The organism is Microbacterium dextranolyticum (assembly GCF_016907295.1).
GTDB lineage: Bacteria > Actinomycetota > Actinomycetes > Actinomycetales > Microbacteriaceae > Microbacterium > Microbacterium dextranolyticum.
Genome location: NZ_JAFBBR010000001.1, coordinates 1,453,401 through 1,469,821, shown reverse-complemented (window position 1 = coordinate 1,469,821; position 16,421 = coordinate 1,453,401). Strand labels below are relative to the sequence as shown.

At 70.0% G+C, this 16,421-nt stretch carries 15 protein-coding genes; 4 read left to right on the top strand and 11 right to left on the bottom strand.

What is annotated here, in order from left to right; all coding sequences use genetic code 11:
* Positions 1-4 precede the first annotated feature (4 nt).
* The 6 genes from JOE64_RS06700 to rplU all read right to left on the bottom strand — a co-directional run bounded on the left by JOE64_RS06700 (position 5) and on the right by rplU (position 4,605).
* Complete coding sequence (locus tag JOE64_RS06700; RefSeq protein ID WP_204963536.1) at positions 5-232, bottom strand: hypothetical protein; 228 nt, start codon at positions 230-232, stop codon at positions 5-7.
* Positions 233-272: 40 nt separating this feature from the next.
* Positions 273-1,541, bottom strand: a complete 1,269-nt coding sequence (locus tag JOE64_RS06695) for a glutamate-5-semialdehyde dehydrogenase (protein ID WP_204963535.1) — start codon at positions 1,539-1,541, stop codon at positions 273-275.
* A gap of 23 nt (positions 1,542-1,564) precedes the next feature.
* Positions 1,565-2,404, bottom strand: coding sequence for a glutamate 5-kinase (gene proB / locus JOE64_RS06690; protein ID WP_204963534.1), 840 nt, complete (start codon positions 2,402-2,404; stop codon positions 1,565-1,567).
* The gene (gene obgE / locus JOE64_RS06685) at positions 2,401-3,924 is read right to left on the bottom strand and encodes a GTPase ObgE (RefSeq protein WP_204963533.1); all 1,524 of its coding nucleotides are present in this window, start codon (positions 3,922-3,924) and stop codon (positions 2,401-2,403) included. Before obgE ends, proB begins: the two co-directional genes overlap by 4 nt.
* Positions 3,925-4,020: 96 nt before the next feature.
* Entirely contained in the window at positions 4,021-4,278 is a 258-nt protein-coding gene (gene rpmA, locus JOE64_RS06680; RefSeq protein WP_204963532.1) for a 50S ribosomal protein L27, read from the bottom strand.
* 18 nt (positions 4,279-4,296) lie between these two features.
* Positions 4,297-4,605, bottom strand: a complete 309-nt coding sequence (gene rplU, locus JOE64_RS06675; RefSeq protein WP_204963531.1) for a 50S ribosomal protein L21 — start codon at positions 4,603-4,605, stop codon at positions 4,297-4,299.
* Positions 4,606-4,899: 294 nt separating this feature from the next.
* Here rplU and JOE64_RS06670 point away from each other — a divergent pair, with 294 nt between their 5' ends.
* A complete protein-coding gene (locus JOE64_RS06670) occupies positions 4,900-5,172 on the top strand; it encodes a DUF4031 domain-containing protein (RefSeq protein ID WP_204963530.1) in 273 nt (90 codons plus the stop codon).
* A 107-nt stretch (positions 5,173-5,279) separates the two neighbouring features.
* Here the strand turns inward: JOE64_RS06670 and JOE64_RS06665 are convergent, their stop codons facing one another.
* Positions 5,280-7,838 (bottom strand): Rne/Rng family ribonuclease, encoded by a 2,559-nt coding sequence (locus JOE64_RS06665; RefSeq protein ID WP_204963529.1) that lies wholly within the window; start codon positions 7,836-7,838, stop codon positions 5,280-5,282.
* 297 nt (positions 7,839-8,135) lie between these two features.
* Here JOE64_RS06665 and JOE64_RS06660 point away from each other — a divergent pair, with 297 nt between their 5' ends.
* Positions 8,136-8,753, top strand: coding sequence for a vitamin K epoxide reductase family protein (locus tag JOE64_RS06660; protein ID WP_204963528.1), 618 nt, complete (start codon positions 8,136-8,138; stop codon positions 8,751-8,753).
* 176 nt (positions 8,754-8,929) lie between these two features.
* Here the strand turns inward: JOE64_RS06660 and ndk are convergent, their stop codons facing one another.
* From ndk to ileS, 4 genes are read right to left on the bottom strand one after another with little or no spacing between them, the layout of a single operon-like run.
* A complete protein-coding gene (ndk, locus tag JOE64_RS06655) occupies positions 8,930-9,343 on the bottom strand; it encodes a nucleoside-diphosphate kinase (protein ID WP_204963527.1) in 414 nt (137 codons plus the stop codon).
* A 1-nt stretch (position 9,344) separates the two neighbouring features.
* Positions 9,345-9,764, bottom strand: coding sequence for a DUF4233 domain-containing protein (locus tag JOE64_RS06650; RefSeq protein WP_204963526.1), 420 nt, complete (start codon positions 9,762-9,764; stop codon positions 9,345-9,347).
* Complete coding sequence (locus JOE64_RS06645) at positions 9,761-11,113, bottom strand: bifunctional folylpolyglutamate synthase/dihydrofolate synthase (protein ID WP_204963525.1); 1,353 nt, start codon at positions 11,111-11,113, stop codon at positions 9,761-9,763. Before JOE64_RS06645 ends, JOE64_RS06650 begins: the two co-directional genes overlap by 4 nt.
* On the bottom strand, positions 11,110-14,538 hold the full coding sequence (gene ileS / locus JOE64_RS06640; RefSeq protein WP_204963524.1) for an isoleucine--tRNA ligase: 3,429 nt from the start codon (positions 14,536-14,538) through the stop codon (positions 11,110-11,112). The genes JOE64_RS06645 and ileS overlap by 4 nt, the downstream gene beginning before the upstream one ends.
* 575 nt (positions 14,539-15,113) lie before the next feature.
* Between ileS and JOE64_RS06635 the strand changes: the two genes are divergently transcribed.
* Both JOE64_RS06635 and JOE64_RS06630 read left to right on the top strand, forming a co-directional pair.
* On the top strand, positions 15,114-15,773 hold the full coding sequence (locus tag JOE64_RS06635; RefSeq protein ID WP_204963523.1) for a hypothetical protein: 660 nt from the start codon (positions 15,114-15,116) through the stop codon (positions 15,771-15,773).
* Positions 15,770-16,402 (top strand): GNAT family N-acetyltransferase, encoded by a 633-nt coding sequence (locus tag JOE64_RS06630; protein ID WP_271202552.1) that lies wholly within the window; start codon positions 15,770-15,772, stop codon positions 16,400-16,402. Before JOE64_RS06635 ends, JOE64_RS06630 begins: the two co-directional genes overlap by 4 nt.
* Positions 16,403-16,421: the final 19 nt, after the last annotated feature.

Genomic DNA, 16,421 nt, shown 5'->3' with positions numbered 1-16,421 from the left:
GGCCTCAGTGATGGCCGTGGCCCACCTGCGCCTGGTCGACGGGGTGCGCCTTCGCATAGGCCTCGGCCTTGTGGGCGTGGCGGTTGGCCACGTTGCGGTACGACATCGTCACGAGGCCGAGGGCCATGAAGACGATGAAGGCGATGGCGCCGAAGATGAAGGTCTCCGCCTGGACGTTGCCGTGGTGCTCCGCTCCCTCTGCGGCGAGGACGAGGATCGTGGCGAGGGTCATGCGGACTCCGTTCGGTTCGGGTGAGTCAAGTTTAGGCGGTTCACGCGCGGATCTGCCCGGAGCCGCGGGCGAGCCACTTCGTGCTCGTCAGCTCGGGAAGCCCCATCGGGCCGCGCGCGTGCAGTTTCTGGGTCGAGATCCCGACTTCGGCACCGAACCCGAACTCGCCACCATCGGTGAACCGGGTCGACGCGTTGGCCATCACGACGGCGGAATCGACTTCGGCGAGGAACCTCTCGGCGCGCGCGTCGTCGGCGGTGATGATCGACTCGGTGTGATGCGTCGAGTACCGGCGGATGTGCTCGAGGGCGTCATCGAGGTCGTCGACGACGCGCATCGACAGGTCGAGGCTCATGTGCTCGGTCGCCCAGTCCTCGTCGACGGCGGGAACAGCCGTGGGCACGAGCGCGCGCACGGTCTCGTCGCCGTGGATGGTGACGCCCGCGCTCTCGAGCGCGGCGGACACGGGCGGGATCAGGCGCTCCGCGGCATCCTTCAGCACGAGCACCGTCTCGACCGCGTTGCACACACTCGGCCGCTGCGCTTTCGCGTTCACGACGATCTGCTCGGCCCATTCCAGCGGAGCGGTCGTGTCGAGCACGATGTGCACGACCCCGGCGCCGGTCTCGATCACGGGGACGGACGACTGGGTGACGACGGTCTCGATCAACTGCGCGCTGCCACGCGGCACGAGCACGTCGACGAGCCCGCGCGCCTGCATGAGCGCGTTCGCGCCGTCGCGCCCGAAGTCGTCGACGGTCTGGATCGCCTCGGGATCGATGCCCCGAGCCGAGAGGGCACCGCGCATCACCTCGACGAGCGCTGCGTTGCTCGACTGCGCGGCCGTCCCGCCGCGCAAGACGACGGCATTGCCCGACCGCAGCGCGAGCGCGGCGATGTCGACCGTGACGTTCGGGCGGGCCTCGTAGATCGAGCCGACGACACCGAACGGCACCGACACCTTCTGCAGCGAGACGCCGGTCGGCAGGATGCGCTCGTCGAGGACGCGCCCGACAGGGTCGGGCAGGTCGGCGACGTCGCGCACCGCGGATGCCAGGGCCGCCACCCGCGCGCCGTCCAGGCGGAGCCGGTCGAGGAGCCCTTCCGACAGCCCGGACTCGCGCCCGCGGGCCAGGTCGTCGGCATTGGCGGAGACGATGGCCGCGGTCTCGGCTTCGAGCGCCGTCGCGATCGCGCGCAGCGCCTCGGCCTTGTCGGCGTCGCTCAGCAGGCCGACGGTGCGGGAGGCATCCTTCGCCCGCTGCATGCGTTCGCGGGCGGTCGTCGCCGTGGTCGCAGTGGTCGTCATGGGGTCAGTCTATCGACGGCGCATCAGCGAGAGACGGGCATGGCGGGCCGGATGGTGCCCGTGTGCGAGGTCGGGACGATCGCGGGATCGGGCGCGAACCACGTGCCGATCGGGGCGCCGCTCAGCGCGTCGGCGACGCGGTCGGCGCTCGTGACGAGCACGCCGATTCCCGCCGAGGCCGCCAGGCGCGCGGCGGAGACCTTGGTGGCCGCTCCCCCGGTGCCGACGCTGTTGACCACGACAGAGCCGAAATCGAGCCCCGAGAGGTCGTCGCCGAAGGCGACGGTGTCGATCGGCTCGGCGCCGGGCTCGCCGGGCGGGCGGGTGTAGAGGCACTCGATGTCGCTGAGCAGCACCAGCGCGTCGGCGCCGATCAGCTCCGCGACCAGGGCGGCGAGCCGATCGTTGTCGCCGAAGCGGATCTCGTGCGTCGCGACGGTGTCGTTCTCGTTGACGATGGGCAGGATGCGCAGGCCGAGGAGGCGCTCCATCGCCCGGCGGGCGTTGGACCGGTGCGTGACGTTCTCGAGGTCGCCGGCGGTGAGCAGAACCTGACCCGCGACGATCTCGAACGGTCGCAGTGCGTCCTGGTACCGGTAGATGAGAACGTTCTGCCCCACCGCGGCGGCCGCCTGCTGCGTGGCGAGATCGACCGGACGAGCGTCCAGCGCGAGATAGGGCATGCCCGTCGCGATGGCGCCGGATGAGACCAGGACGACCTCGGTGCCCCGCGCATGCGCGTCGGCGAGGGCCTCGACGATGAGCTGGATCTTGCCGGCGTTCTCGCCGCTGATCGACGACGAGCCGACCTTGACGACGACGCGCCGGATCCCGTTCAGCGCCGCACGATCCCGAACGCTCACGACTCGTCGTCCTCCACCCCGTCGATCTCCCATGCCGTGTCGCCTGCACGGCGCTCATTCTCGAGCTCGGCCCGGGCCTCCGCCTTGGCATCCATGCGCTCGTGGTAGCGCTCGCGGCGCTGCGACGTCGTCCGGCGCGGGTTGAGATCGAGACGCGGGTCGGTGCCACGCGGAGCGGTCATGAGCTCGGCCGCAGAGGACAGCGACGGATGCCAGTCGAACACGATCCCGTCGCCTTCGCCGATCACGACGGTCGACCCCGCGACGGCCCCCACCCGGAACAGCTCGTCCTCGACGCCGAGCTTCTCGAGCCGGTCGGCGAGGAAGCCCACGGCCTCTTCGTTCTGGAAGTCGGTCTGCTGCACCCACCGCACGGGCTTGGCGCCGACGATGCGGTAGATGTTGCCGTACGTCCCGCCCTCGACGCGGATGTCGAACTCTCGCTCCGATCCCTTCGGGCGGATGACGACGCGCTCGGGTGCGGGCGCTGCAGCCTGCTCGGTGCGATGGCGGGCCACGATGTCGGCGAGGGCGAAGGTCAGCGGGCGCAGGCCCTCGTGGCTGACCGTCGAGATCTCGAACACGCGGTAGCCGCGCGCCTCGAGCTCGGGGCGCACGAGATCGGCCAGATCCTTGGCCTCGGGAACGTCGACCTTGTTCAGGGCGACGAGCTGCGGGCGCTCCAGGAGCGGTGTCTGCCCCTCAGGGACGGGGTAGGCCCCGAGCTCGTCGAGGATGACGTCGAGATCGCTCAGCGGGTCGCGCCCCGGCTCGAGGGTCGCGCAGTCGAGAACGTGCACGAGCGCCGTGCAGCGCTCCACGTGCCGCAGGAACTCGAGACCGAGCCCCTTGCCCTCGCTCGCCCCTTCGATGAGGCCGGGCACGTCGGCGACCGTGAAGCGGATGTCGCCCGCCTCGACCACGCCGAGATTCGGGTGCAGCGTCGTGAAGGGGTAGTCGGCGATCTTGGGCCGCGCCGCGGAGACCGCGGCGATGAGGCTCGACTTGCCCGCGGAGGGGAAGCCCACCAGCGCCACGTCGGCGACGGTCTTCAGCTCGAGCAGGACATCGCCCTCCCACCCGGGCGTGCCGAGGAGGGCGAAGCCGGGGGCCTTGCGCTTCGGATTCGCGAGCGCGGCGTTGCCGAGGCCGCCCTGCCCTCCGGGCGCGGCGACGAAACGTGTGCCGGGGATCACCAGGTCGGCGAGCACCTCGCCGCTCGCGTCCTTCACGACGGTGCCGACGGGAACGGCCAGCTCGAGGCCCTCACCCAGCGCACCCGAACGGTTGTCGCCCATGCCGAAGCCGCCGTTGCCGGCGCTCCGGTGCGGCGAGTGGTGGAACGACAGCAGGGTCGTCACCTGCGGGTCGGCGACCAGCACGACGTCGCCGCCGTGCCCGCCGTTGCCGCCGTCGGGGCCGGCGAGCGGCTTGAACTTCTCGCGGCGGACCGACACGCAGCCGTTGCCGCCCTTGCCGGCACGCAGGTGCAGCGTGACTCGGTCGACGAACGTCACCATGTCGGTCTCCTTATCGAAAAAGGCGAGGGGCGAGCACACGCTCGCCCCTCGCCGTCGGGACCGAGCGATATGCCCGGCACCTGAGTCTGTGGAAGATTACTCCGCAGCCGCCACGATGTTGACGACCTTGCGGCCACCCTTCGTGCCGAACTCGACCGCGCCGGCCTCGAGGGCGAACAGCGTGTCGTCGCCACCGCGGCCGACGTTCGCGCCCGGGTGGAAGTGCGTGCCGCGCTGGCGGACGATGATCTCACCGGCGAGGACCTGCTGGCCGCCGAAGCGCTTCACGCCCAGTCGCTGGGCGTTGGAGTCACGACCGTTACGGGTGGAGCTTGCGCCCTTTTTGTGTGCCATCTCTGCGTCTCCCGAGTCTTACTTGATGCCGGTGATCTTGACGCGCGTGAGGTCCTGGCGGTGGCCCTGGCGCTTCTTGTAACCGGTCTTGTTCTTGAACTTCTGGATCACGATCTTCGGACCGCGCTCCTCGCCGAGGACCTCGGCGGTGACGGTCACCTTCGCGAGCTTGTCGGCGTCGGTCGTCACGGTCTCACCGTCGACGAACAGAACGGCGGGGAGCTCGAGCTTCTCGCCGACCTTCGCCTTCTGGCGATCGAGAACGACGATCGTGCCGACCTCGACCTTTTCCTGCCGGCCACCGGCGCGCACAACTGCGTAAACCACTTCACACCTGTTTCTTCTGTGGAGCTCTGCGCTCCGAGTTGTCCTCCACGAGCGCGGACGCCCTGAGGGAAAGTCGCGGTGCGGATGCCCGCCGGCGGGGCGGGGTCTGGACGGACGCCGCAGAAACGAGCCTGCGACACGACGCACCAAGGGACTACTTTACCGGATGGTCGAGCATGAGGCAAAAGAAGCCGACGCGCGTGTCGCGGACGGCTCGCGATCTCCGCTCGACCTGCGACGCCACCGGGCCGCGCCACCCGCCCCGGGTCGGGCGCGCCGCCCTAGCATGGCTGCATGACGATCCTGGTCGATGACCCCCGCTGGCCCGCGCACGGCCGCCTGTGGGCCCATCTGGTCAGCGACGCCTCATTGGACGAGCTGCATGCGTTCGCTGCCGTCACCGGCATCCCGCGTCGCGCGTTCGATCGGGATCACTACGACGTGCCCGAGGACTCGATCGACCGTCTCGTGACCGCCGGAGCCGTCCGCGTGAGCGGACACGAGCTGGTGAAGCGACTCATCGCGTCCGGCCTCCGCGTGACCGCACGTGAGCGAAGGGGCCTGTAGCGCCGACGCCGAGAACGACCCGCCGGATGGCGGCGCGAACTCGCGCGAGCGTCGCAGGGGAAGACGACACGGATGCCGCCTTCCCCTCCGACGCTCGGTTCCGTCGATCAGCTCTGCGCGTCGGGCTCCGGTGCGGGCGTAGCCGACACGGGCGTGCCGCTGAGGGCCGCCGTCGTCACGCGACGACGCGCACGCCCCTGGCCCGGCGCCTTCGGCTCGGGCAGAGCGCTGAGCACCGAATCCAGAAGCAGATCCTTCTCGGTCTTGGGCGCATCGGCATCCGCGCGCGGGGCACGATCTGCCGCGGCCGTCGACCGCGATCCCTCGCCGCGCTTGCGACGCACCTTCTTGGGACGCTCGACGGGCTCTTCGAGGTCGATCAGGACCGGAGCGGCCGCTTCCTCGGGCGTGGGGTGGATGGTGGAGGCGGCGATCGCCGCGAGAGCGGACTTCGCCCCCTCGGTGATGACGTGCGTGCCCCCGGTGGCCGGTGCGGACGAGGGCGCGGACGCGCCCCGGGAGCGGCGGCCCCCGGACGAGCCGTTCGACGGCGTGGTGCTGCGGTGCTTGACGACCGGGTCGTGGTGGACGACCACGCCGCGTCCCGCGCAGACGTCGCAGGCCTCGCTGAAAGTCTCGAGAAGACCGAGCCCGAGCTTCTTACGGGTCATCTGCACGAGGCCGAGGGAGGTCACCTCGGCGACCTGGTGCTTCGTGCGATCGCGGCTCAGGCATTCGATGAGCCGGCGCAGCACGAGGTCGCGGTTGGATTCGAGGACCATGTCGATGAAGTCGACGACGATGATGCCGCCGATATCGCGCAGCCGCAGCTGGCGCACGATCTCTTCGGCCGCCTCGAGGTTGTTCTTCGTGACGGTCTCTTCGAGGTTGCCGCCCGAGCCGACGAACTTGCCGGTGTTGACGTCGACGACGGTCATCGCCTCGGTGCGGTCGATCACAAGGGAGCCACCGGAGGGCAGCCACACCTTGCGATCGAGCGCCTTCTCGATCTGCTCGGTCACGCGGAACCGGTCGAACGGGTCCTGATCGTCCTCGTACTTCTCGATGCGCTCGAGGAGGTCGGGGGCGACACCGGTGAGGTACGACGTGATGGTCTGGTACGCGTCCTCGCCCTGGATGAGCATCTTCGAGAAGTCCTCGTTGAAGACGTCACGGACGATCTTGACCAGCAGGTCGGGCTCGGAATGCAGCAGCGCCGGAGCCTGCTGCGACTGGACCTGTGCGGAGATGTGCTCCCACTGCGAGGTGAGACGCTGCACGTCGCGGGTCAGCTGGTCTTCGGTGGCACCCTCGGCCGCCGTGCGGACGATGACGCCGCTCGACTCGGGCAGCACCTCCTTGAGGATCCGCTTGAGGCGCGCACGCTCGGTGTCGGGGAGCTTGCGGGAGATGCCGTTCATCGCCCCGCCCGGCACGTACACGAGGTAGCGGCCCGGCAGCGAGATCTGACTCGTCAGGCGTGCACCCTTGTGGCCCACCGGATCCTTCGTCACCTGGACGAGCACCCGGTCGCCGGACTTCAGCGCCAGCTCGATGCGGCGCGGCTGGTTGCCGGTCTCGACGGCGTCCCAGTCGACCTCGCCGGAATACAGGACGGCGTTGCGACCCCGTCCGATGTCGACGAACGCGGCCTCCATCGACGGCAGCACGTTCTGCACGCGACCGAGGTAGACGTTGCCGATGAGCGAGGACTCCTGACTGCGGGCGACGTAGTGCTCGACGAGGACGTTGTCCTCGAGCACCGCGATCTGGATGCGACCGTTCTTCGAGCGGACGATCATGTCGCGGTCGACGGCCTCACGGCGGGCGAGGAACTCGGCCTCGGTGACGACGGTGCGACGGCGACCGGCCTCGCGCCCGTCGCGACGACGCTGCTTCTTGGCCTCGAGGCGCGTCGAGCCCTTGATGCGCTGCGGCTCGGTGATGAGTTCGACCGCGCGCTGGCGGGGCTGACGCCCGCCGCGCTCGGGAGCCGCGGGCTGATCCTCGTTCTCCGCGGGGCTCGCCGCGCCGCGGCGCCGGTTGCGACGACGTGCGCTCGATCCCGACTCGGATGCCTGGTCGTCGCGGTCCTCGACGGGGCGACCGGGCCGAGCGGGCAGCGCCACGATCTCGGGCGCGTAGAACATCAGCTGCGTCGACACCTGCGACACGAACTCCGCCGGCAGCAGGCCGAGGGACACCGCCGTCACGGGCTCGGGCTTCGGCGCCGGCTCGGCGACGGCGCCCTCGGGGCCCGGATCCGCGGCATCCGTCGGGTCCGTCTCCGCCTCGGCATCCGCAGGCGACGGCTCAGCCGTCACCGGCGCGTCGTCTGTGCGGACGGCGCTTGTCTCTTCGGAAACGACGGGGTCGGCCTCGACCTCGGGCTGGGCTTCGACCTGGGTGGTCTCGGCGGCCTGATCCGTGATCTGCTCGGCGTCGGCGACGACGGATTCCTCATCGACCTGTTCGGTGATCGCCGCGTCGTCGACGATGCTCTCCGCGTCTGCGACGGCGGCCGTGTCGGCGCTCTCCTCGGCCGCGACGAGGGCGTCCGCCTCGGCGACGACCTCCGTCTCGTCCGTGGTGGGCGCGGTCTCCGTCGTCAGCGGCTGCTCCGCGGTCGGCGTGGTGTCGGTGTGATCGTTGTGCTCATCGGCCATTCTCTGGCTCACTCCTTGCGGGCGGCTCCGCGGGCCGGCCCGGGCGAATCTGGCGGTGACGCTCCGGTCCGGAGGTGCCGCGTACTCATACGGTCTGCAGCCTCACCCGCTCTGCGGCGGGGCTCGTACTGCGAAGGGCGCTCATCGCCCTGAAGTCTTCGGTGATGACCCGTGCGCGGCGCGGCCGCGCGGTCATCGGGCATCATTATCGCACTTCCGGCCGGATATTGTGCGGAGGCATTCCGCATCGCTGCCGCGTTCGGCCGCTGCATAGCCGCCCGATGGGATAATTCCGGCATGCCCCACCGCACCGTCGAGAGCCGTCCGACCGCCCTGGCCATCTGGCTCATCGTCGCCGGGCTGATCGGCTGGATCGCCGCGTTCGCACTGACGACGGAGAAGTTCCACGCGCTGATGAACCCCGATGCCGGTGGGGCGACCTGCGATTTCAGCATCGTCGTGCAGTGCACCGCGAACCTCAACTCGTGGCAGGGCAGCGTGTTCGGCTTTCCGAACCCCCTCATCGGGCTGACCGGATGGATAGCGCCCATCGTCGTCGGCGCCGCCGTGCTGGCCGGCGCGCGATTCGCCCGCTGGTTCTGGTGGGCGTTCGCGGCGGGCATCACCTTCGCCTTCGGTTTCGTGCTGTGGCTCATCGGCCAGAGCATCTATGTGCTCGGCACGCTCTGCCCGTGGTGCATGGTCACGTGGCTCGTGACGATCCCGACGTTCTACGCCGTCGTCGTGCACCTGTTCCGCTCGGGTGTCGTGTCGGATTCGCCCCGCGTCCGCGCCGTCGGGGCGAGACTCGCGCCGTGGGTGCCGCTCATGGCGTTCGTGACGTACGCGCTCGTCCTGCTGCTCGCCCAGCTGCGGCTCGACGCCGTGCCGCAGCTGCTCGACGTGATCTTCTGACGCGAGGCGTCATCTGACACGCCTCCGCGCGGGGCTCCGCGCATCTCCTCGCGCAACGTTCCGCGCGCATGCACAGAAGAGGCGCCGAGCGTCGGACGGATGCCGTGGCATCCCTCTCGACTCGCGGCGCCTCGTCCGTGCGTGTCGCGCCGCTCACCGGCGCGACACGGCAGAGGTCAGAACCAGATGGCGAGCTCTCGCGCCGCCGACTCGGGGCTGTCGCTGCCGTGCACGAGGTTCTGCTGGACCTTCAGGCCCCAGTCGCGGCCGAAGTCGCCGCGGATCGTGCCGGGGGCGGCCGTCGTCGGGTCCGTCGTGCCGGCGAGCGAGCGGAAGCCCTCGATCACGCGGTTGCCGGCGAGGCGGATCGCGACCGACGGGCCCGACATCATGAACTCGACGAGCGGCTCGTAGAAGGGCTTGCCGGCGTGCTCGGCGTAGTGCTGCTCGAGCACGTCACGGTCGGGCTCGACGAGCTTGATGTCGACGAGGGCGTATCCCTTCGCCTCGATGCGGGCGAGGATCGCGCCGGTGAGGCCGCGCGCGACTCCGTCGGGCTTGACGAGGACGAGGGTCTCTTCGGTGGGCATGTCAGTCTCCGTTGTTCGGTGCGGCGGGGGCCGCGTTTCGGCGGTCGAGCGTTCCGCCCTTGATCGTCGCATACGCGTACATGGCACCGAAAATGACCGCCACGATCACCAGAGCGGGCACGAGGAACGCCGCGAGCGCGATCAGCGCCTGCCACACCCACCCGAGCGCGATTCCCCACCGGTGCCGCAGCACCGCGGTCGTCGCGACCATGAAGACGGCGAGGGCCACTCCCCCGACGATTCCCCAGACATCGGGGATCGCATCGGGAAGCGCCCCGAGCCCGTACACGGCGAGCCCGCCGAGGAAGACGATGATCGACTCGAACCCGAGCACGACCGAGGCGAGCGACTCGGCGGCGCCGCGGCGGCGGCGCACACGCGGCGCGCGTGCGGCGGGTTCATCCTCCGTGGCATCCGTCATGTCGCCAGTCCGCTCTTCCAGTCCTCTTCGGCGGCGAGCTGGAGTGCCTCACCGGCGAGCAGGACGCTGCCGGCGATCAGCACCGCTCGCCGCTGCCCGCTCGCGGCCCATGCGCGCGCGGCCTCGGCGGCCTCCGCCAGATCGCGGTGCACGGTGACGGGGGTGCCTGTGACCTCGACGAGGTCGGCCACCGCGTCGGCCTCGGCCGCACGCTCCGAGTCGGGGGCCGTCGCGAACACATGCGTCGCGGCCGGTGCGATGGTCGAGACGATGCCCGCGATGTCCTTATCGGCGAACGCCCCCAGGACGACGCCCCACTCGTCGAAATCGAACGAGTCGCCGAGCGCCGCGACGAGAGCGCGTGCGCCGTGCGGGTTGTGCGCGCTGTCGACCAGCACGGTCGGCGCGACGCCGACGAGTTGCAGTCGCCCGGGCGAGGTGACCTGGGCGAGGCCGTCCGCGAGCACGTCCCCGGCGATCGGCTGTGATCCGGCGCCGATGAGAGATTCGACCGCCGCGATCGCGAGCGCCGCGTTGTGACCCTGGTGCGCGCCGTAGAGCGGCAGGTACAGATCTTCGTACGAGCCCGCGAGCCCGCGAACGCCGATCTGCTGACCGCCGACCGCGAGCCGCTGCGACGTGAGGGCGAACGCATCGCCCTCGACCGCGAGCGATGCGTCGCACGCGACGGACGCCTGCTGCAGCACCGTGAGCGCCGCCGGATCCTGCACCGCCGACACCGCCGCGGCGCCGTCCTTGATGATCCCCGACTTCACGGTCGCGATCTCACCGATCGTCTCGCCGAGCTTGTCGGCGTGGTCGATGTCGATCGGTGCGAAGACAGCGACGTCACCGTCGGCGGTGTTGGTCGAATCCCACGACCCGCCCATGCCGACCTCCACGACCGCGACGTCGACGGGGGCATCGGCGAACGCGACGAAGGCGAGCACCGTGAGGAGCTCGAAGAAGGTCAGCTGCGCATCGCCCGCGGCCGTGAGCTCCGCATCGACGAGGTCGACGAACGGCTCGATCTCGTTCCAGGCATCCGCGATCAGCGCGTCGTCGATGGGCTCGCCGTCGATCATGATGCGCTCGGTGAACCGCTCCAGATGCGGGCTCGTGAACAGCCCCGTTCGCAGACCGTGGGCGCGCACGATCGACTCCGCGATCCGCGCCGTCGACGTCTTGCCGTTGGTCCCGGTGACGTGGATCACCCGATAGGTGCGCTGCGGATCGTCGAGCAGCTCGAGCACCCGCCGGGTGCGCTCCACGCGCGGCTGCACCCACTGCTCGCCCTGCCGGGTCAGCAGCGCCGCGTACACGGCGTCGGCACGATCGCGGTTGCTCATACCGCTCCTCCGATCCGGGTCACGGCGATCGTGAACTCGCCCGCGTTGGCATAGGTGCCCGCCGCCACGACGGCGGTGTGGTCGGCGTCGATGGTCTGCGCCGAGGCGAGCACCGATCCCTCGCCGTGGAGGGCCACGCCGTCCGGCGACACCACCGCGTAGTCGACCGCGAGGGTCTCCCCCGCCACGTCGGCGACCGCGAAGGCGGATGCCACGGCATCCGCGTCCTCGTGCGCCGAGAACAGCAGCTGCAGCCGGATGCGGTCGCTGACGGCGAAATCGGCGGCCTTGCGGGTGTCCTGCACGGCGCGGATCACGTCGCGCGCAAGTCCCTCGGCCTCGAGCTCGGGAGTCGTCGTCGTATCGAGCAGGACGAAGCCGCTGCCGTCTCGGAGCGAGAGGATGCCGAGCGCTTCGCCGTCGGGGCGTCCGGAGGCATCCGTATCGGTGGATGCCTCGGTCTCGAGCATCTCGACCTCGCCGTCGGCGGTCTCCACGACATAACCGCGGCCGTCTTCCCAGCGCCAGTTGCCCGCCTTCGCGGCCTGGATGACCTGCTGGATGCGCTTGCCCAGGCGCGGCCCGGCGGCGCGCGCGTTGATGACGAGCCGCTCGGCGACGCCGTACTGCTCGTACGACTGCCCGGTGAACTCGATGAGCTCGACGCCCTTGACGTTGAGCTCGTCCCGCAGGATCGCGTCGAACTGCGCCAGGGCGCCCGCATCGGTCGCGACGACCGTGAGCTTCGGGAGGGGCAGGCGCACGCGCTTGCCCTCCTTCTTCCGGAGGCCGTTCGCGACCGACGAGACCTCGCGGACAGCGTCCATCGCCGTGCGGATCTCGGGCGAGGCGGGGAAGGCATCCGCGTCGGGCCAGTCCTCGAGGTGCACACTGCGTCCGCCGGTGAGCCCCTGCCAGACCCGCTCGGAGACGAGGGGAAGCAGCGGCGCGGCGACGCGGGTGAGGGTCTCGAGCACCGTGTAGAGCGTGTCGAATGCCTCGGTGGATGCCTCGTCCGAGCCCACGCCCACCCAGAAGCGGTCCCGCGAGCGGCGGATGTACCAGTTCGTCAGCGCCTCGGCGAAGTCGCGCAGGCGTGCGGCGGCGGTCGTCGAGTCGAGCGCCTCGAGGTCGGTGGCGACGTCGCGGACGAGATCGCCGGTGAGCGCGAGGATGTACCGGTCGAGCACGTCGGTCGAGTCGGTGCGCCAGCGGGCCTCGTAGCCGGCGCCGTCGGGGCCGGCCGCGGCATTGGCGTAGGTCGCGAAGAAGTACCACGTGTTCCACAGCGGCAGCAGGAACTCGCGGACGCCCGCGCGAATGCCCTCCTCGGTGACGACGAGGTTGCCGCCGCGCAGGACCGAGGATGCCATGAGGAACCAGCGCATGGCATCCGACCCGTCGCGGTCGAAGACCTCACTGACGTCCGGGTAGTTTCGCAGCGACTTCGACATCTTCTGCCCGTCGCTGCCGAGCACGATGCCATGGCACGCGACGCCCGAGAACGCCGGGCGACCGAACAGTGCCACCGAGAGCACGTGCATGACGTAGAACCAGCCGCGCGTCTGCCCGATGTACTCGACGATGAAGTCGGCCGGGGCGTGCGCGTCGAACCATTCCTGGTTCTCGAACGGGTAGTGCACCTGCGCGTAGGGCATCGAGCCCGAGTCGAACCACACGTCGAACACGTCCTCGATGCGGCGCATCGTGGAGCGCCCGGTCGGGTCGTCGGGGTTCGGGCGCGTCAGGTCGTCGATGTACGGGCGGTGGAGGTCCACCTCGCCCGCCTCATTGCGGGGAAGGGTCCCGAAGTCGGCCTCGAGGTCGGCGAGCGACCCGTACACGTCGACACGCGGATACTCCGGGTCGTCACTCTTCCACACCGGGATCGGCGAACCCCAGAAGCGGTTGCGGCTGATCGACCAGTCGCGCGCGCCCTCGAGCCACTTGCCGAATTGGCCGTGCTTGACGTTCTCCGGCGCCCAGGTGATCTGCTCGTTGGCCGCGAGCAGATCGTCCTTGATCTCGGTGACGCGCACGAACCAGCTGGAGACCGCCTTGTAGATGAGAGGGTTACGGCAGCGCCAGCAGTGCGGGTACGAGTGCTCGTACGAGGCTTCGCGCAGCAGACGTCCTTCCGCCTTCAGCAGACGGATCAGGGGGCGGTTGGCATCCATCCACAGCTCGCCCGCGACATCGGACACCTGCGGCAGGAAGCGCCCCCCGTCGTCGAGGCTCATGATGAGCGGGATGCCCGCGGCCGCCGTCACGCGCTGGTCGTCTTCACCGTAGGCCGGAGCCTGGTGGACGATGCCCGTGCCGTCGGTCGTGGTGACGTAGTCGTCGACGAGGATCCGCCAGGCATCGCCGGTGTTCCACACCTCGGCATCCGCGTAATAGTCGAAGAGCCGGTCGTAGTGCACGTCGGCGAGATCGGCGCCCACGAGCGTGCGCTCGACGGCCTCCGCCGCCTCGGCGGCGTTCTCGTAGCCGAGGTCCTTCGCGTAGTTCCCCAGCAGATCGGATGCCAAGAGGTAGCGGTGCGCCTCGGCTTCGACCGCGTCGTCGTAGACGTCGGCGGCGCCGTTCGGGCCGCCGGGCACGACCACGTACTCGATCTCGGGCCCGACGGCGAGCGCGAGGTTCGTCGGGAGCGTCCAGGGGGTCGTCGTCCAGGCGAGGGCGCGGACTCCGGTGAGGCCGAGAGCCTCGGCCTTCGCGCCGACGAGCGGGAACGTGACGGTGACCGACGGGTCCTGCCGCATCTTGTAGACGTCGTCGTCCATGCGCAGCTCGTGGTTCGAGAGAGGGGTCTCGTCGCGCCAGCAGTACGGCAGAACGCGGTGCCCCTCGTAGGCGAGGCCCTTGTCCCACAGGCTCTTGAACGCCCAGAGGACCGATTCCATGAAGCCGGTGTCGAGGGTCTTGTAGCCGCGCTCGAAGTCCACCCAGCGTGCCTGGCGGGTGACGTAGTCCTGCCACTGCTGGGTGTACTCGAGCACCGACTCGCGGGCTTTGGCGTTGAACACGCCGATGCCCATCTCTTCGATCTCGCTCTTCTCGGTGATGCCGAGCTGCTTCATCGCCTCGAGCTCGGCGGGAAGGCCGTGCGTATCCCACCCGAAGACGCGGTCGACTTTCTTGCCGCGCATCGTCTGGAACCGCGGGAACAGGTCCTTCGCGTACCCGGTGAGCAGGTGCCCGTAGTGCGGCAGGCCGTTGGCGAACGGCGGCCCGTCGTAGAACACCCACTCCTGAGCGCCGTCGCGCTGCGCGATCGAGGCGCGGAAGGTGTCGTCGCGCTCCCAGAACGAGAGCACCTCGCGCTCGATGTCGGGAAAGCGGGGGCTCGGCGAGACGACATCGGCGGCCGGCCCGAAGGCCGACTCCGACGACGCGGCGGTCGAGGGGCGGGGGTAGGTCATGTCACTCCAGCAGGGGCTCGTGCGTGTGCAGTGCTTCCTGCGAGGACGATCTGCGCTTTCGCGTCGACCGCGGTACCACCCCGCTTACCGCCCCCGGGCATCCGGGCCGGTCTCTCGTGCAACGGCTGTGACGGGCCTGCCCCGCGCGGTTCTACCGGCCCCGAGGGGCGTTCTTCCGCGAGCTCCCCGGTGATGGCCGGATCGATACTGGTCAGCCCATCATACCGGGGCTGTGGACGGCTGGGGGTGGGTGGCCCAGCGCGCGGGCAGGGTGCGCCGGAGGTGCGCGGTCGAGGAGCGCGGGGGGCTCGTGGCGCGCCCGAGATGGACGGATGCCGAGGAGATGTCGCCATCCGAGGAGCCGCGCCCGGTTTTCTATCCTCGGCATCCGACACCTCCTCAGCATCCGACACCTCCTCAGCATCCGACACCTCCTCAGCATCCGACACCTCCTCGGCATCCGACACCTCCTCAGCATCCGACACACGCTCACGCAGCGCAGGCACGCACTCTCGCACGCACTCCATCCCTCCCCGGCGCACCGGCCTCGTCCGACGCGCACCTAGGCTCGGGACATGGCAGCTCGCCCCGTTCTCCCCGCCGCACCGCGGGTCGGCACGCCCGATATCCCGCATCACCTCGAGGAGCACGTCGGACTCGAGCCGCGGGCGGACCTGCTCGCGGTCGAGGTCATCGGATTGAGCGGCGATGTGGATGCCTCGCACGGCCGTCTCGCGGAGGCGCGGATCGCTGCGGCATCCGTCGGACGGCTTGATGTGACCGGGGCGAGCCTCGTCGACGTCGAGATCGACGATCTGCGCGCCGTCGCGCTGGGTGCCCGCGACGGCAGGTGGCGGAACGTGGCGATCACCGGCGGGCGGATCGCCTCGATCGACGGGTTGCGCACCCGGTGGGAGAGCGTCGTGCTCCGCGGCGTGCACATCGACTATCTCTCCCTCGCGTCCGGCGAGATCGAGGACGTCCGCTTCGTCGACTGCCGCTTCGGCACGATCGACCTTCCCGAGGCGCGTGTGAACCGGGTCTCGTTCGAGGGATGCCGCGCCGACGACGTCGACACGCGTGGACTGCGCACCACACATCTCGACCTCCGCGGACTCGAGGCGCTCGCGTTCACGGACGCACGCTCTCTCGCAGGGGTCTGGTTCTCACCGGGTCAGCTCGAGCGGCACGCCGCCGCGTGGGCCGAGGCTCTCGGCATCCGGGTGGCGGAGTGACCCCCGTCATCCCCGGCGAGCCGGGCGACGCATCCGACACGGCCGTTCTCGAGACACACCGGCTCTCGCTGCGGGAGATGACCGACGCAGACCTCCCCGCGCTCCGGGCGATCCTGCACGATCCCGAGGTGATGGTCGCCTACGAGGGCGCGTTCTCGGACGACGAGTCGCTCGCCTGGCTCCGCCGGATGCAGGACAGCTATCGCCGCGACGGATTCGGCATGTGGGCCGTCGTGCTGCGCTCCAGCGGACAGATGATCGGCCAGTGCGGCATCACACGGCAGCGCATCGACGATGACGAGGCGATCGAAGTCGGGTACCTGTTCCGGCGCGATCACTGGGGGAACGGCTACGCGGTCGAAGCGGCCGCCGCCAGTCGCGACTGGGCGTTCCGCACGCTCGGCACCGACGAGGTCTACGCGAAGGTGCGCTCGACGAACGTGGCATCCATGAACGTCGCCATCCGTCTCGGGATGACCGTCCGCCGCACCTTCGTCACCCACTACCGCGGTGTCGACATGCCTCACCTCGCCTTCGCGATCTCGCGCACCGCGTGGCAGTCCAAGTCGGGGCACGCGGGCGGCGGATGCCGCGGAGATGACGCGTTCCGAGGAGGGAATGTGGGTTGAGGCTCCTCACGACGCGTCA

Coding starts and splice junctions, on each gene's coding strand:
- JOE64_RS06670 (WP_204963530.1), top strand. CDS start 4,900: ATGACGATCCTGGTCGATGACCCCCGCTGGCCCGCGCACGGCCGCCTG.
- ndk (WP_204963527.1), bottom strand. CDS start 9,343: ATGCCCACCGAAGAGACCCTCGTCCTCGTCAAGCCCGACGGAGTCGCG.
- rpmA (WP_204963532.1), bottom strand. CDS start 4,278: ATGGCACACAAAAAGGGCGCAAGCTCCACCCGTAACGGTCGTGACTCC.
- JOE64_RS06645 (WP_204963525.1), bottom strand. CDS start 11,113: ATGAGCAACCGCGATCGTGCCGACGCCGTGTACGCGGCGCTGCTGACC.
- ileS (WP_204963524.1), bottom strand. CDS start 14,538: ATGACCTACCCCCGCCCCTCGACCGCCGCGTCGTCGGAGTCGGCCTTC.
- JOE64_RS06635 (WP_204963523.1), top strand. CDS start 15,114: ATGGCAGCTCGCCCCGTTCTCCCCGCCGCACCGCGGGTCGGCACGCCC.
- JOE64_RS06665 (WP_204963529.1), bottom strand. CDS start 7,838: ATGGCCGATGAGCACAACGATCACACCGACACCACGCCGACCGCGGAG.
- JOE64_RS06650 (WP_204963526.1), bottom strand. CDS start 9,764: ATGACGGATGCCACGGAGGATGAACCCGCCGCACGCGCGCCGCGTGTG.
- JOE64_RS06700 (WP_204963536.1), bottom strand. CDS start 232: ATGACCCTCGCCACGATCCTCGTCCTCGCCGCAGAGGGAGCGGAGCAC.
- JOE64_RS06660 (WP_204963528.1), top strand. CDS start 8,136: ATGCCCCACCGCACCGTCGAGAGCCGTCCGACCGCCCTGGCCATCTGG.
- JOE64_RS06695 (WP_204963535.1), bottom strand. CDS start 1,541: ATGACGACCACTGCGACCACGGCGACGACCGCCCGCGAACGCATGCAG.
- obgE (WP_204963533.1), bottom strand. CDS start 3,924: ATGGTGACGTTCGTCGACCGAGTCACGCTGCACCTGCGTGCCGGCAAG.